Genomic DNA, 15,256 nt, shown 5'->3' with positions numbered 1-15,256 from the left:
CACATAACGGCGAAACCTTTACCGAATCGTTAGATTCTGGCTTAGGCTCCGCCGTCGAACTTTGCCTAGAATCCGGCAACCTTTGCCAACTGGAAAGTAGATTGTGACGATACTTCCGTGTTGGCGACATTTGCGTAGGCCACGATTTCCAAGGCATCCCCGGCATTGAGCTTCACGTACTGGATGATTTGCGGCTTCGGCCATGCGGTAGCGCCGCCGATTTCGTCGTCGTATATATCCGATTTGTGGATGCCGTTGACGCTGCCCATGATCGATCCAGTCACGTTAGGACCGTTGAAGGCAACGCGTGTATTGACCTGATAGATGCCAGCTTCGGAGACGATGAACGTTGAGTCACCGGGAGTGTGCGTAATGCCCTGAGTGTGCACGTGGGTATCCCACTTAACGCTGTACCATGCCGGTGACGCGAGTACCTGACCATTGCTCTTCTGGCAGATGATCATTGGAGCAAGGGCAATGGCATTCAGCGCAACTTCTACACTCTCAGCCTGAGCCTGAAGGCCTGCGGGTACGTTCGGTGCGGTGGTTCCGTTTGGGTACTCGATGCCCCAATTAGTTGTGTTTGGCATGACTGCCTTTCCGGCCTAGGCCTCTGAAGTGATTGTTGCGTGTTCTGGCTTGCGTAGCGTGAGGGACATAGTGCCCTCTGCTGGATCGAAATTGACTGACTTGACAAGTACGTTCTCCGTCTTGTCACCGTTGGTGAGGCTGACCGTATCCCCGGCACGGAGCCAATAGGCAGCTACAGCCAGCACCGTGAACTCATAGCCCTTGGTCAGCGTGCGTGTGAGCTTGTCTCGTGCCGCTGCGTTAGCCTCAGCCCTGCTCATACGGCGCTCGATAGTCTCCACGTAGGCCATAGGCCCGATTGTGTTGATACTGAACGGGCCTCCGGTTACGTGGGCCTGTCCTACTACGAACTGATCAGCCGGAAGCATGGTCTCGTCTGTCCATTCGTAGCGAAGAAGGACTTGGTTATAGAAGCTGTCCCTTGAAAGAACGGACTCATTTTCAATAACCGTTCCGTTCTCTCCAACGGTCAGGGAGTGGACAGGTTCGGACGTGATTTCAGGACGGGTAGTAATCATCCAGTCACGCCCGTTGAAGCTGTAAATCCAAGTCCCTGTACGGCGCTGGGCTTCCTCCAGAAGGGACCAAGCAGTTTCCCCGAACTCACCCACAAGCGCTGTTGATTCGGTTGTCAGCGTGGCAGGCTCACCCTCCAGAGCTGCGCCGAAATCGAACTGCCCAAAGGATGAATAGATGGAGAACGGGTAGTCAGAGTAGGTCAGCTTGACAACATCCATGACAAATGCATTGATGCTTTCCCGGTTGGGCCTCTCGGAACCGTACGTAATGGAATCCCGTAGAAGGTCCTCATCAGATGAAAGGCTCAGGGTGATCTCTGAGTTGCCCTTGTTGATGCGGTAGGAGCGAAGGTGAAGGTTAGCCATCATATGGCTTTCCTCATCGTCTTTGCCGTAGCGGTAACCGGTGGTGATTTCCACGCGGCACCCTAGGCGGGCATCGAGTAGAGCCAGCTTCTCAGCGTCAGGAAGAGCGCACGTAACGTCTGCCTGAATGTGCGGAACCCATGCCTCATCGAATCCGATTCCGATAGAGATAACGTCCAGCTCGAAAGGGCTTCCGGAAGCAGGGATTGCCTCGGCCCTGAACAGGTGGTCAACCTTGCCCCTGATCAGTTGCTCAGCCTCAGCCTTGAAGTCTCCTGTACTCATTAGGACTCCTTATTGATGAGCAAGTCACCGTAAGTTGCGTAAGCAGCAGTGACCTCGTCATAGGTAGCAAAGGAGTTAGCAAGCTCTTCATACGTCCAGCCGCGTGCACCCTTGAGGGAACCGCTAGGACGGGAGACCTCTTGGAAGCGCACGGAGTAGCGGTACTGAGTCAGAGCGCCTTCCTCAGAGACCGGCTGTACGTCGATATCGGAAACCGTGAACCACATATCGAGTCCCGGAACCGTCTGACGGAGCATCAGAATCTCACCGGAATCAATCGCGGTATCCAGCTCACGAGTGCTCAGGTAGTCCGGGCACCAGATGTCAAGCTGTCCCTCACGGAGACCAAGCTTGCCCATATTCACAACAGGCTCCCTACGGTCAATGACCTTGTGAAGGATCGTTGAAGAGCTACGGGAAGACTGATAGGTAGTGATCTGCGGAACGGTCACGGACAGCTCCGGAAGCGTGGCAACAAAGACCCATGGCTGCGGCAGGCCCAAGATAGCGGCCCTGACCGCTACGGAGGTTGAGCCAGTGTGGTACACTCGGTACGTATTGATACCGTGTGCGGCCTCGTAATCCGTTATGTGGAGAATGCCCGTTCCGTAGCTGGGAAGCGTGTAGGCGGGCACACGGACCTCATGCACGCCGTTAATATCGGTGCGCTCAATACGTGCAACGGATGCGGTCTTAGTGATCGATAGCAGGACGGAAGCTGTAGCGATATCCGGAGTTGCTGTAAGGGTAGTCATTATGGGGCTTCCTGTCCTCTGCGCTGAACAATGTCAACGTAGGCTGTGCGCGGCATTGTAAGGAATGCCAATTCGTTTTTAACGGCCTGAAGGTTGGTTAGGCGGACACTGATATCAACGTCTCTGCCGTCAATTCCGTCAATGCGCTTCTGCACTTCGGACACTGTGTAAACGTCATCAACATCAATCTTGACTTCGTCGCGTCCTCGGATTCCGTCAATGCGATTCTGTACTTCCTTTACGGTGTACTCGTCGTCAACGTCAACTTTTACGTTGGTGTCCTTAACGGCCTGTACGCGTGCCTCAACAGCGGCAGTGGTACCGCCATCGTCAACGGATACTGTTGTGTCCTTGGTTGCGGGGATACCCTCAATTTCAGCCTTAGTCTCAGCTCCACCGTTGGTCTTGATTTCGGTGATGACTTCCTTAGGGATCAAACCGTAAGACTCAGCAAGTCTTATAGATTCCTCACGGCTACCGGTCATGGTGTCAAGCTGGAGAAGCAGGGCTTCACGCTGGGTACCAAGTTTTTCGGCTACGACATCGGCAGATGCACCGGCCTTTAGCTGGCTTTCCGCCCAATCAAGGGCAGCGTCCGACTGATCAATGAGGGCACGCTGATTATCGCGGCCCTTCTGTGTATTGATATCGAGAGTCTTGCCGTTTTCCTCAATGGTCTTGTTGGTTTCTACAACCTGATCCATGTAGTCAAGCTCTGAGGTAACGCCTTCCTGAATGAGGTCATTGCGCTCTCGGAGTGCATCGATATCTTCAAGGGTTGCCTCAGTGGTCCCCTCAATTGCTTCCCTGCGGATGCGCTCAATTTCCTCGGCAGCTTCAAGTTCCTTGATGTGATTCTTGACTGTCTCGGATAGCTCCCTGTTACCCTCAATCTGATTACGGATAGCAGGGTCAGTCATATCAACTACGCCGCCGTACGCCTCGAATGCAGAGGAGGTATCGCCGGTCTGAGACTCAAGGTCCTTCAACTCATCTTCAAGAGCAGAGAGAACGTCCTTAGCGTCTTCTGCGGAACCGAACTGACCTAGAAAAGCATCCTTTATGGATACGCCTGCCTTGTCAGCGCCGTCCCTGATCTTCTCAAATCCGGATACTGCGTCAGCCTGAAAGAATTCGAACCATTCTTTCGAATCCTGAATTGCGTATCCGTAGTCCTCCATGGACTGGATGTAATCTTCCATGCTGAGAGTGCCGTCGTTGTCCCTGACCGTCTGAGCAAGGTCAAGCATCTTCTCTTTGTTCTCATTGATGAGGTCTGCATTACCCTGAAGTGCGGCCATGGCAATACCCAAACCGGCAGCAACGGCCAGACCGGCAACGGCCCCGGCAGGTCCGAACCCTGAGAACATCTCAGCGGCAGCACCTTGGAACCCGTCAACCAAAGACTCTGCGGAACCGTCAAAGGATGCGGCAACTTCTCGTGCGTTGGAGTTGGCATCTTCGGACATTTGCTCGAAGCCTTCTCCGGCTTTGTCAGCGCCGTCCTTGACGTTCTTACCAACGGATTTGCCGGTGGTCTTAGCTTGGTCCTCAACCTCTTTTAAAGACTGCGTGAGGTCACGGTCAATTTTCTTGGCAGCGTCCGACATATCGTCAGACATACCCTTAGCGGCCTTTTCGCTTGCCTTGTTTACGTCTTTGAGATTGTCTTCCAACTCCTCAAAAGAATCAGCAACATTGCTAACGCCTTTTTCGGCTCCGTCAGAATCAACGGTAATCGGGATTTCAATTGGGCGTCCAGCCACGGCTAACCTCCTATGGAGAGATAAATTCTTTTGGTCACGGTCTGAACAGACAGTGAGGTAATACGTGAGATTGAGCGTCCAGCAGCCGGGTAGATGACATATCCGCCGCGTCTGCGGGTAGGAAGCTGGCGAGAGGATCTGCGGGTAACGGTGTGGACTTTGCCGTTAGGGGAGCGTCTGCGGTACTTCGTGTAGTTGTCCCTACGTCCGGAACCGAACTCGGCAGGACGGACTAGCTCAGCCGGGGTAGCGCCACCGGAAAGCTTCTTATTGGAGCCACCGGCCTTGAGCGTGATTACCGCTCCAGCCTTCACGGTGTTACCGCTCTTGAAGGTCTTAGCTGAGAGCTTGGTAGCTCCCGCCTTAGCTGCTACTTCCTGCTTCCAGATAGGACCCGCCTCCGCACGCTGATACTTCCTGAGGTCATTCCTGATCTCAGAAGGCAACTTGCGGAAGAGTTTTCGTGCCTCGCGAAGGCGGGCCTCATCTGCTTCAAACATCGGACTTAGGCAGTTGCCGGAACGATTACAGGCTTGCCATCAACAGGCAGGGTTACAGAGGAGGTTGAAGCTGCATCAACAGCGCCTCCCATGGTGCCCGGTAGGAGCGTCACGGTTGCTGTAACGGTAGTTGCAGCAGCGGCACCCTCAGGTTTGAAGATAACGGAGACCTTTTCACCGGAGTCATTGAAGAGCTTCAGTGCAAGGGAACCGGCAGTGTCAAAGGACTGCGCGTAATCGAAGGTAACGGCCCATTCGGTGGAACCGATTGATGTAGCAACGTTTCCGGAAATTCCCTTGAAGGAAGTTGTAGGAGTTGTAGGAGTGAATACAACGTTTGAAACGAGGTCTTCGAACGAAATTCCGTCGATAGTCAAAGTTGCTGACTTCATGAATAGGGGATTGCTCATGGCTTATACTGCTTTCTGTTCTTCTCGAACAAGAGTTTTGTAAACATTAGGGGAGACAATTTTAAGAGTTAGCTGATATCCGACATACTTCTCATCGAATACCGCTCGCTCTGCATTAGTCCAGAGGACACCCGGCATTCTCTCGATTGAAAGAAGCACCCCATCCAACGCAATATCTAGAGCCTCTTCGCCCTTTAGGGTATTAGCGACTTTAGTTAGAACTTGAACGGTGAGGTTATGATCAAGCGATAGCTGATTAGGAGCGAGGGATTCTCGCCATACGGCTACCTGTACCTTGCCCGCTCCGAGGTTATCGGGAGCTGCGGCAGCAAAGGCCTTGACAATGAATTCGGGGTTATCTGATTTGATCTGAGAAGCTACCTTCTCGCGTAGTGTTAGATCGCTCATCGGCCTAGCTTCCTTAAAGGGCTGGTCTTCGGACGGAGCAAGTCACGGGCAGCAAAGACAAGAGGGTAAACAGTCACGGTGAAACCGTCTGTGCCCATCTCATCCCTATTACCCCCGGCAAATTGCGTCCAGATGTGGCGGGCCTGCATAATCTCGGCAAGCTTGTAGCTCACCGGGACAGGTGCTTCAGCCGGAAGAAGAGGAGCGTAAGCCACACAAACTTCATGAGCCGCATCGAACAGGGATTCCAGTACGAGGTTTGAAAGTTCTGCGGCCTCGGACCAATATTCTTCAATGAATGTGCTATCGAGTAGGTCATTCCACATGGCTTACGCTCCTTTCTTTAGGTGAGATTTAGTAATTACGGAACAACCGGAGCGTCAACGCGGACAATGCCGCGCGCGTCAAGCTGTACGGATGCGTAGTAACCGAAGATTGCGGTATCGAATCCGCCATTCACAGGAGTCTCAACTTCAGCGCGTACCGGAGTACCGGCAAGCTCGTAGAAGACTGCGGAAGGCTTGGAGATAACGTGCACTGCGGCAACATCTGCGGAAGGGATGATGTTGAATCCGGCAAGTGAGCCACCTTCAAGACCAAGAGCAGAGCTGAGGTACTGGAGGGAATCGTCATTGCGGGAAAGAAGCAGCTCGCGGTACATGGAAACCGGAACGATTGCAGCGGACGGAGTAGCTAGGTCATCGGAGATGATCTGGAGAGCGCCGTCAACGATTGCAGCAGCGGTTGCGGATACGCCTGTTGGGACAGTTCCGGCCACTACAGAAGCAGCGTTAGTCACGATGTGAAGGAGGGCCTTCTGATCGGACTTGCGGGCGTACTCTTCGATCTGTGCGCGGTAGTAAGCGTTAAGGAATTCGGTGTCGTTGAAGTCCTTGAACTTGCGGTCGATGGAGTTGCCACCGGCAAGACGCTGCGCCTCTGTGGAGAAGGTCTCAACGCTCACTGTGCGGGTAGGTACCTGAGCCGGGAAGCCTGCGTAGTCATCGACAAGCGGACCCTGTACGAACTTCCAGCCTTCCATCTTCCAACCGGTCAAGGTTCCGGAAGTTAGGAGCGGAGCATACTTGCGCTGGTAGGCCTTCTGCATCCATGCCTCACCAAGCCATGTGGCCTGTGAAGAACCGACTGAGTCAGCGTTGGTTACGTTGGCAAGAGCAGCGAACATGTTCTGCTCACCAGCAAGGCCAGCGTCGTTGATTGCCTCAATGAGAGCGCGGTTGCGCGACTTAGCAGCGGAAGCGATAAGCGCTACGCCCTGCTCGAATGATGTAACTTTAGCCGATCCACCATTGGAAGCGGTAAGGGCTGTTGGGATTGCGTTTGTTTCCATGGCGGTTAGGCCTTTCTTAAATGGGTCTTCTTCCTCGTCTGAGGAATCGGCGGGGGTTTCTTCGGGTACTGCTGTTTCTTCGGTAACTGGCTCTTCGACGGGTGCCTCAGAATCCGTGCTGAGAGCCGTTTTAAGGCTGTCTACAGCGTCCGAAAGTGTGTTTAGCGCTTCCTCTATGTTTCCGAAATCGGAAGCCATTAGAACGGCGTCAGGGAAGGCGGGGGCGGTGTCATACCCTCGAAGCAACAACACGTTGAATAGAGGGGTTGCCGGTGGCGCGCAGGGCGTTGACTTTTTCGGATCGGGCGGATATCGCGGTGGGGCTTCAGGCCGGTAAAACGGACCGGCAGATCGGGTCCGATATCGGCCGGGACCACACGATCGTGTGGCGTGAACGGCGGCGGAATTCCACCAAGACCCGTGGCTACCGCCCTGTCACCGCAGACGTGAGGGCGGAGCGGAAACGCAGCCGTCCGCAGGCCCGGAAGATGGACACCGATCCTGTCCTCGCGGCACGGGTGAAGGCTGACCTGTTCCGGTCCAGGACGCCGCGGCAGATCGCCGGGCGCTTGCGTTTGGAAGCCACGGAGACCAGCGTTGAGACCATGGTTAAATCTCCTGACGCGCAAGGCCGGACCGTCTCCCACGAGGCCATCTACCGGTGGATCTACGCCCTGCCCAAGGGCGAGCTGGCGAAGTCCGGGATCCTGCTGCAGTCCAAACGAACCAAGCGAAAAACCCGCAAGCCGTTGGGTGAGCGGACAGGCGGGAGGATCATCGGCATGGTCAGCATCGATGACCGCCCGGAAGAGGCCGCGGACCGGCGGGTTCCAGGGGCGTGGGAAGGGGATCTCGTGGTCGGCAAGGCCGGCAGGACCGCTGTGGCCACGCTGGTGGAGCGGAACAGCAGATTCCTGATCATGCTCGGCCTTCCCGACGGCAAAAAGTCTGCAGGACTGGCCGATGTGCTGATCGAGAAAGTCAATGACCTGCCGGCACTGATGCGCGGATCCCTGACCTGGGACCAGGGCACCGAAATGGCCCGCCACGCCCAGCTGACACTCGCCACGGACCTGCCCGTGTACTTCGCCCACCCGCACTCACCGTGGGAGCGGCCCAGCAACGAAAACACCAACGGCCTCATCCGGGAATACCTGCCCAAAGGCGAAGTCCTTCCCAGCCACCAGCCGTTCCTGGACTCCATCGCCGATGAACTCAACGACAGACCACGCGCCGTCCTGGGCTACTTCACACCGAGGGAAGTATTCACCAAGCTACTCAACGACGACGTTGCTAAGACGGGTTGACACCGCCGGGAGTTTTGCAGAGTGCCGCGCCGATAAGCTCGCCACCTACCAACTTCCCGTCCTGAATTACCGCTCCTGCGATCTCAACCGAGATACCGGTAAGGGCCTTGGAAGCGGTAAGGGCTAGGGCCTCATCTCCACGCTTGAACTTGGAGATTGAGACGGATGCATAAAGGGCATCTTCACCCTTCTCAACAGAAACAAAGCGGCCAACCGGGGTCATCTGGTTGTGCTCGGTGTTGAGAGTTAGGTGAGAGATATCCTCAGGGATTTCTACGGAGTCAGCGCTAGCGATGACAGCTCCTACGTTTGTTCGCCCGATAGAGCCGAAAGGCAATAGGCGGTAACGAAGGACGCGGTCTGATTCGCTAGCGAGGAGTTCACCGTAAACGCGGATTGAATTAGTCATTAGACTTCCTCGGTTGGTACAGGGACTACGCCCTTATCGGATGAATCATTAGGTGCTGTGTCGAATGTGGAGTAGTCGAAGGACACCTTCACTCCGAGTTCAGCGGTCAAACGGTCACAGATCGGCTCGGTGTAGCCCTTCAATGACAGCTCTAGAAGTTCGTTCTGTGTCATCAAAGTGTTTGTGTAGGAGTCAGAAGACCCATCAGCGGAGCCTTCTAGGAGGGACGCATTAATGTTTAGGTGATTTGCAAGGTCCAAACGGACTGCATTTCTTGCGGAAGTCATGAATTCGTTAGCGTTATCCGGGCCTCCGAAGGCCTTGAATTCAAGTCCGTAAGGCTGGAATACCTGAGCGTTGCGGACTCCTGCACGGCCTGCGGCCTCAAGGTCATCCATGGCCTGAGTAACTTCCTCAGGATCAGCACCGCCATCAACGGTTTCCGCAACGACAGTTACCGGAGCAGGGTTGTTAGCTCGTGCGTTGACCGTTGCGGAGATTGATGTGTACTGCCTGACGCTGTGGCGTCCGCTCTCAAGGAAGCCAGCTCCGGGAAGCAGACCTCCGAAGTAAATGAACTGAGCAGCGGTCAGCGGATTGTCATCAACCTTGAGGACTCCGAGAGAATCAACGCTCCAGCGGGCTTTCTCTACGTGCTGAGCATCAGTAATAGTGCCGAATGTATCGCGCTCAACCTGCCAGAGGGAGCAATTATGGAAGATCAGGTCTTGAACCGTGCGTGCGATACGCATTTGAGGGGTGATATAACCGGCTGAAGTCGAGAGCCAAGGCGTTGAATTGTCCTCAGAATCGAGTACAAAGCGGCTTGAGAGGGTGGAATATAGGGCAATTGCCCTGCTGACTGCGGGTACAGCCATGGCTTCAGAGACGGTTACGGGGTAGTTGGTAAGGTCCAAGTCCGGAAAGATGACTGCGGCTAGCGGCAGGGTCTCACTGAGAACGCCTGCGGGCAGCGAAAGAGTAGGGGTTACGGGCACGCTGAGGGCAGCGGTCATGAGCTTGTCCGAACGCTTGCTGAAAAATCCCATGGGGCCTCATCTGTGAATGTGTGTTAAATGAAAATGACACCTCACCCGGGGTCATGGCAGAAACCGGGTGAGATGTCATTTCGTCTTTAGTCGATGCGTCGTGAATACGTCATGCATCGTTCGTCTAGGAGCGGGAAGCCATCAGGTGAATTTCTGAGGAAAGACTGCTAATTACTTTCTCCGCTACGTACATTATATCAGCAGTATTTGCAAGCTTTGCAGAGTCCTACCTATTTATGCGGCTCTTAGGACGGTTATTAGAACGCGTTCTTTGGCCTGCTGCATGGTAAAGCGCATTGGAAATTGCCACCAACGGGGAGACATCCTCCGTACTACTACGCCTACCGAATAGGCGGGCATCGTTTACATAGCGGAAGTTGGCACCTTCAACGGCATTATCAAGGCTTGCGTCCTTGGCATGAATCAGGTTCCTATCGGAAAGAGCAGCCATAAGGATTGTCACTCCAGCGGACACCTGAGCAGCACCGATGGATTCCATCCCGGTAAGGGAGATACCGCGCTTCTTTTGCATCTCCTGAACAACGGCAAGGTTGTTACCGATGCGGTCATAGATAACCGGCAGGCCCCTATGGAGCTTGAGCAACTTAGCCAGCTCAACAGGGAGCCATGAGTAACCGGCCTTGTGCGCTAGGAGCTGCACACACGGCGTGCCCTGCTCGTTGTACCAAGCGATTGCCAGCGCTGCGGAAGACCCATCAGGAGCCACATCAAAAGCTGCTGAGAAGCCAGACCCGGGCAGAGCCAGCAGCTCAGCAACTTGAGTGGCGCTCCAGTCCTCAGCATCGATGGCACGGAGGTTGGAAGCGGACGGATCAGCACAGAGGTATTCCCTCATGAAGGACTGGAGAGACATTCCCTCGAAGCGTTCCCGGATGACTTCAATATCAGTGAGGCCACAAGCAAGACCGGCATGCACTCGGTACCACGTAGCCTCAGAGGTTGGGTCATCCTCCGGAGACATCGAGAAGTCCACGATGCCGTAACGGCGCTTGCCAGCTCGTGCCTCTACAAGGAACTTCCAGAGCATCCCCTCACGAGTCTTAGGAGGAGTACCGGACACAATGACTTGGAAGTGAGGCCTTGTATCGCCCAACGGCAGGGCACCCTCTATCAGGTCTTCCGTCTGCTCTGCGGAGTACTCTCCAGCTTCATCGAACAGGAGAACGTCGGCGGACTGGGAACGGTAGGAGCTGGCTCTAGGGGCCACAATCCACCACATAGAACCGTTGTCCCATTGGATGGACTCCTGCCCGTTACCGATGCGGATTTGGAAAGGACGGAATTCCTCATCCGGATATGCGGCCTTCAAGGAGTTGGCCATTTCAAGGAAGATGCGGCGTGCAATTGCTTGGCTCTGAGCGGTAGCAACTACCTTGTATCCGCCACGAGAGAAGCAGCGTCCGAGAAGTACGGCTTGCACGGAAGTTGTCTTAGTGGAACGGCGGGGGAGCTGGATAACTACGCGGGGATAAAGCGGCTTCCCGTCTTCCCTCGTTGCTTCAAGGACGGAGGCCACCAATTCACCCTGAGGGAATAGCGGCAAACGCAAAATGCTTGCGCCGTTGTGCGCCTCTGTAAGGCTCGTGTTTTCTGGGTATGAGGAAATGTACCGGGGTACGGCTCCAAATGTCTTAGACATCATCCTGTGCCTCCTCCGCCGCATCGGAGAGGGTTTTTGTGGGGCAAGGAACGGGGTATTGGTGCTCGTCAGAAAAAACGTCATCGACTTTCAAATTTTCAAAAGTTGGACGCTGAACTTTCGGGATGCGCTTCTCTACTCGTTGCGCTTTGGTTTGGCTCGGTCTCTTGTTCGCCTTCATGTTGCAAGACGCGTGGCTTGGTGCCAACGAGTGGGCCGCGTCAGTCTGTGCCTCGGTCATACCTGCGGCCTCAGCGAATGCGCGAGGTGTGGTGTGGTCCGCGTGCCAGTTCATCTCTGCTGTCACGATGCCACCACATCTGAAGCATGGTGCGGGTAGCTGGGCCTTGACTATCGCTCGTGCCCTGTTGCTGCGCTTGGTGCTGTATCCGCTGGGCATTAGGCACCGGCCTTAGCTGGAGTAGCCACGTATCCCCAAACAGGGCAGGCCTTCTTGTATGTACCGGCGGTGGGCCTGTGGTACCAGCCCATACCTATCTGCTCTATTGATGCGGAGCAGTGAACGCATAGTGTTGCTGTTGTTTCGGGCATGATGACGCGCCTATCTAATTCAATATCGCTGCGTCATTTTGCCTGTTTCTCCGGTCAGCATCCGGTTGCACATCCTGTGCTAAACACCAATGCCCTTGCTGGGGGGCAAGGGCTGTTGGTTGCCTACTTATTACCGCTGGCTAGCGGGGCCTACATATCCGTCCAGTTCGTCTATTTCGGAACTGTCAGATACCGCCGTCTTTCCGGCTGTCAAACTAATACCCAATTTATATGGATACTTCAATTATATCCTACTTATTCCGCATAAACGGTAGGTGATGATATAAACGGTGATCCTCTTGCAATACCATCGTGCTCTCAATCCTGCGTAAATCAGCTCTTATATCCGCTATCGCTTGGCGGATATCCTGAATCGCTTTAGTGTAATCTGCATCTGACATTTAGTTCCCTCCTTCCATTGCTTCGCAGTCTGCGCATTCGCGCTTGACTAGTCCTAGGTCTTCTCGGCATTCCTTACACATTGCTTACCCTCTTCTGCCCTTGTTCAAACATGCAGTGCGTGCATGAATAGTCAACCGTGCCGGTGCTTACGTGAAATCGATTATGCGCCGTAGGGTTTAGTCCACCCCTCTTTGCCGCGCTGAGCTTGGCTCTATGTTCGTCACTAAACACGCGCTTAGGTTCCGCTGCTGCCTTAGCCTCAGCCCTAGCCTTGGCCTTTGCGACCTTAGCCTCAGCCTGGGCTCTCTCTTCACGCGCTAATGCCCTTTCGACTACGGCCTGTTCAGCGTCGGCCTTAGCCTGCTGGATTGCCTGCTGCTCATCCAGCTCGGTCTGGTAATTGGTTATTTCGGTGTTGAGTCCATCGATAACCGTATTGGCTAGGTCCCGCTTCTGCTCTGCCTTTTCACGTTGAGTGTTCAGCCTCTCTAGATGCGCTTCCAATGTCTCTATTGATCGTGCTAGTCTTGTCATTAGTTTGTTTCCTTCAGTGGGTCGAAGTCTGCTGGGCGGAGGATGTGTGCGTTCCCGTCCTTGTCTGCAATGAAGAATGGCTCTTCGTTCAGGTAGTTCTTGGTTGGGTCTAGTTCAATGTGTTCCATGGTGTTTCCTATCTATTGTTTGGTGCTATCTGTACGGTCTCCTACCTGTCCCCCCTAAAGGGGGTGACAGGTAGACAGGTAGACAAATTAGTATCTGTAAGCTATCTGTCTGACAGGTAGATTGTTGTATATAAAGGGCTGTAGAGGTATTGGTACCTCTATCTGTCAGCTACCTGTACGAATCTATCTGTACGATTGGGGTCTTAATTAGGGCTATCTGTCTGACAGGTAGATTCAGGACAAAGTGTCATCGTGGAAGTTCGGAGCAAGCTCATAAGCCAATGTTGGGCCTTTACCGGTTATGGTGATCTGCTTGCTTGTCAGGAGCGCATCAATCATTTCTTTGAACTTCACGGTATTACGGCCTACACCGATTTCCTCCGAAAGCTTTACTGCGGATAGCTTGCCCTTGATGCTTAGAGCATTAGTCATCTGCTTTGCTAGCTGGTGTTCGGAGGTTGTGTAAGTCTTGCTTGCATCAAGGTTGGAAATTGGGACACATACAGCACCTTCCGAATCAAGGTCGGGCAATAGCCTACTTCCCTGAATGTGGTAGCTGATAATGTCCTTTGGGCATTCACGGCCCTTTACCTTTGTCCAAGTGAGTTTGGCCTGTCCGGTGTCTTTACCGATAACCTCTAGCCTTGCCTGAGCGTCACACTTGCCCTTCATGCCGGAAGCGCCACGCTCTCTTGATCCATCGTGTCCGGTGTGGTGAATGACCATAGCCATGAATCCGGCAGAGTCAGCCTTACGTTTGATTTCTCGGAGAATCCCAACCATGTCGGTATTGGAGTTCTCATCGACACCGGGAGCAATATCAATCTGTGTATCGAATACCACTAGGGATGGGTTGATACCCGCTTCAACTACCTCTTTGAAGAGGCGGTCCCATGAATCATTTTCAGGGACAGCTTCGGCCTTCTTGCCGACAGACAGGAACACGTGGTCACCGTCTCCACCATCGAGGAACTTCAGGCCTGCAAGACGCGCCTTGTCCACACGGTGGTACTTGATCCAAGCGTCAACGTGTACGGATACAGCAGCTCCGCCTTCAGCGGCTATGTACAGGGCCTCCTGAGGCTCCCCACCGTTGTTCAGGTGGTAGCCCTGCCAGTTGTCCAGACCAGCGCACCAGCTCATTACAAGGTCAATGGTGATCAGGGTCTTACCGGCGTAGGAAGCGCCATAAAGCTGGAAGAGTCCGGTGCTGTGAACCTTGTCCTGAACCAACCATTCGATTTCAGGGGTCTTGAGCATTTCGTCAACACCCTTGAGGCGGTTAGGGAATTTATTCCAGTACTGCTCTTTGGCTGCTGACTCTAGGTTCTCTGTGGATAGCTCGGCTATTGCTGCCTCTAGCTCCTGAGGAGTCTTAAGGGAGTACTCCCATGCATCGTCTAGCTTGAGGTAGCAGGGAAGGCCATGCTCGGCTAGCTCTGCGGCTTTCAGTTGGTCTCCCAGCCATGAGCCGGTTTCGATGTACTCGACCGTGTAGCCCACTGCTGCGAACATTTCGGCGGTGATGTAGGTCTTACCTGCCAGTACTTCGGCTTGGTAGCCCTCTAGTGTGGTTGGAACTTCTGTGTTGATAGCGGGGAACCCGCCCCATGGATCGATTTCAATGCTCATTCTGTGATACTCTTTCAGTGTATGGATGACATGACCCTGTTCATTTCGTGATAGAATGGTTGGGTCGATTTATTCTATTTGTAATACTCTGGGATCAGCCTCTGTTAGTAGCAGGGGCTTTTCCTATTTCTGCAAGTTGTTCTCTCCGGTGTAGTAGCTCTTCATATTGTTTGCTTCGTGGCGCTTATTCATTCGGTCCATATCTGCTTCCCAAGCGGCCCGTCCCTCTGCCCGTTCTCCGGCCTTCTGTAGGGTCACCAGCGCGATAGCAAGCTTCCCAAGGGCATCTGCCGGTGTTTCGTTTTCTAGATCGACTCCAAGGGCTTCTAGGGCTTCTGCTGCTGTCATTAGTTCTCTTCTTTCTGTAGTTCGGTGATCTTCTGTTCTTGGTCGCGTACGTCCTGCTGTGCCTGCTTCAGACGCTTCTTGGCGAAGGTCAGGGAGGTCTTAGCTCGGACAAGCTCGGTGCGCTCATAGTTGCCGTTGGTGTGCATGTTCTTCCTTAAATAAAAAGTTGCCCCGTAGGGCTTGACTTAACTGCCTTGATACTATCTATTCTACCATAGATTTTCAGAGGGTGCGTAGTCTAGTACTTTCCATCGGTCCTGTCAACACCGTTCCGGACAAAAAATG

General features: G+C 53.9%; 17 protein-coding genes. 1 reads left to right on the top strand and 16 read right to left on the bottom strand.

From position 1 onward, the window contains the following. Window positions 1-65 precede the first annotated feature (65 nt). The 8 genes from ASPU41_RS18195 to ASPU41_RS22805 all read right to left on the bottom strand — a co-directional run bounded on the left by ASPU41_RS18195 (window position 66) and on the right by ASPU41_RS22805 (window position 7,148). Window positions 66-590 carry a hypothetical protein gene (locus ASPU41_RS18195; protein ID WP_157357057.1) on the bottom strand — a complete coding sequence of 175 codons (525 nt, stop codon included), beginning with the start codon at window positions 588-590 and terminating at the stop codon, window positions 66-68. Window positions 591-605: 15 nt separating this feature from the next. Further along, a complete protein-coding gene (locus ASPU41_RS18190; RefSeq protein ID WP_069952103.1) occupies window positions 606-1,760 on the bottom strand; it encodes a hypothetical protein in 1,155 nt (384 codons plus the stop codon). After that, window positions 1,760-2,515 (bottom strand): hypothetical protein, encoded by a 756-nt coding sequence (locus tag ASPU41_RS23525; RefSeq protein WP_069952102.1) that lies wholly within the window; start codon window positions 2,513-2,515, stop codon window positions 1,760-1,762. The genes ASPU41_RS18190 and ASPU41_RS23525 overlap by 1 nt, the downstream gene beginning before the upstream one ends. Then, entirely contained in the window at window positions 2,515-4,281 is a 1,767-nt protein-coding gene (locus ASPU41_RS18180) for a hypothetical protein (protein ID WP_157357054.1), read from the bottom strand. The genes ASPU41_RS23525 and ASPU41_RS18180 overlap by 1 nt, the downstream gene beginning before the upstream one ends. 505 nt (window positions 4,282-4,786) lie before the next feature. Further along, complete coding sequence (locus ASPU41_RS22815) at window positions 4,787-5,191, bottom strand: hypothetical protein (RefSeq protein WP_157357053.1); 405 nt, start codon at window positions 5,189-5,191, stop codon at window positions 4,787-4,789. A 3-nt stretch (window positions 5,192-5,194) separates the two neighbouring features. Continuing rightward, the gene (locus ASPU41_RS22810) at window positions 5,195-5,599 is read right to left on the bottom strand and encodes a hypothetical protein (protein WP_157357052.1); all 405 of its coding nucleotides are present in this window, start codon (window positions 5,597-5,599) and stop codon (window positions 5,195-5,197) included. Further along, entirely contained in the window at window positions 5,596-5,925 is a 330-nt protein-coding gene (locus ASPU41_RS18175) for a hypothetical protein (protein WP_069952100.1), read from the bottom strand. The genes ASPU41_RS22810 and ASPU41_RS18175 overlap by 4 nt, the downstream gene beginning before the upstream one ends. A gap of 35 nt (window positions 5,926-5,960) precedes the next feature. Continuing rightward, complete coding sequence (locus tag ASPU41_RS22805; RefSeq protein WP_157357051.1) at window positions 5,961-7,148, bottom strand: phage major capsid protein; 1,188 nt, start codon at window positions 7,146-7,148, stop codon at window positions 5,961-5,963. A 74-nt stretch (window positions 7,149-7,222) separates the two neighbouring features. Here ASPU41_RS22805 and ASPU41_RS18165 point away from each other — a divergent pair, with 74 nt between their 5' ends. Continuing rightward, entirely contained in the window at window positions 7,223-8,257 is a 1,035-nt protein-coding gene (locus ASPU41_RS18165; protein WP_069952410.1) for an IS30 family transposase, read from the top strand. On the opposite strand, the gene ASPU41_RS18160 is transcribed toward ASPU41_RS18165, so the two are convergent. The 8 genes from ASPU41_RS18160 to ASPU41_RS22795 all read right to left on the bottom strand — a co-directional run bounded on the left by ASPU41_RS18160 (window position 8,244) and on the right by ASPU41_RS22795 (window position 15,117). After that, the gene (locus ASPU41_RS18160) at window positions 8,244-8,666 is read right to left on the bottom strand and encodes a hypothetical protein (RefSeq protein ID WP_069952098.1); all 423 of its coding nucleotides are present in this window, start codon (window positions 8,664-8,666) and stop codon (window positions 8,244-8,246) included. The genes ASPU41_RS18165 and ASPU41_RS18160 overlap by 14 nt on opposite strands. Beyond that, window positions 8,666-9,715: a hypothetical protein gene (locus ASPU41_RS22800; RefSeq protein WP_157357050.1), complete on the bottom strand. Its 1,050-nt coding sequence runs from the start codon at window positions 9,713-9,715 to the stop codon at window positions 8,666-8,668. The genes ASPU41_RS18160 and ASPU41_RS22800 overlap by 1 nt, the downstream gene beginning before the upstream one ends. Before the next feature lie 226 nt (window positions 9,716-9,941). Further along, entirely contained in the window at window positions 9,942-11,156 is a 1,215-nt protein-coding gene (locus tag ASPU41_RS18150; RefSeq protein WP_157357049.1) for a hypothetical protein, read from the bottom strand. A 1,245-nt stretch (window positions 11,157-12,401) separates the two neighbouring features. Then, entirely contained in the window at window positions 12,402-12,863 is a 462-nt protein-coding gene (locus tag ASPU41_RS18145; RefSeq protein WP_069952095.1) for a hypothetical protein, read from the bottom strand. Further along, window positions 12,863-12,991 carry a hypothetical protein gene (locus ASPU41_RS23790; protein WP_269450058.1) on the bottom strand — a complete coding sequence of 43 codons (129 nt, stop codon included), beginning with the start codon at window positions 12,989-12,991 and terminating at the stop codon, window positions 12,863-12,865. The genes ASPU41_RS18145 and ASPU41_RS23790 overlap by 1 nt, the downstream gene beginning before the upstream one ends. 234 nt (window positions 12,992-13,225) lie before the next feature. Beyond that, window positions 13,226-14,623, bottom strand: coding sequence for an AAA family ATPase (locus tag ASPU41_RS18140; protein ID WP_069952094.1), 1,398 nt, complete (start codon window positions 14,621-14,623; stop codon window positions 13,226-13,228). A gap of 123 nt (window positions 14,624-14,746) precedes the next feature. Continuing rightward, a complete protein-coding gene (locus ASPU41_RS18135) occupies window positions 14,747-14,971 on the bottom strand; it encodes a hypothetical protein (RefSeq protein WP_069952093.1) in 225 nt (74 codons plus the stop codon). Further along, the gene (locus tag ASPU41_RS22795) at window positions 14,971-15,117 is read right to left on the bottom strand and encodes a hypothetical protein (RefSeq protein ID WP_157357048.1); all 147 of its coding nucleotides are present in this window, start codon (window positions 15,115-15,117) and stop codon (window positions 14,971-14,973) included. The genes ASPU41_RS18135 and ASPU41_RS22795 overlap by 1 nt, the downstream gene beginning before the upstream one ends. Between the last annotated feature and the right edge of the window lie 139 nt (window positions 15,118-15,256).

It is taken from the genome of Arthrobacter sp. U41 (genome assembly GCF_001750145.1).
GTDB lineage: Bacteria > Actinomycetota > Actinomycetes > Actinomycetales > Micrococcaceae > Arthrobacter.
Note: the sequence above shows the minus strand (reverse complement) of the source record. Positions and strands in the feature narration are given on the sequence as shown.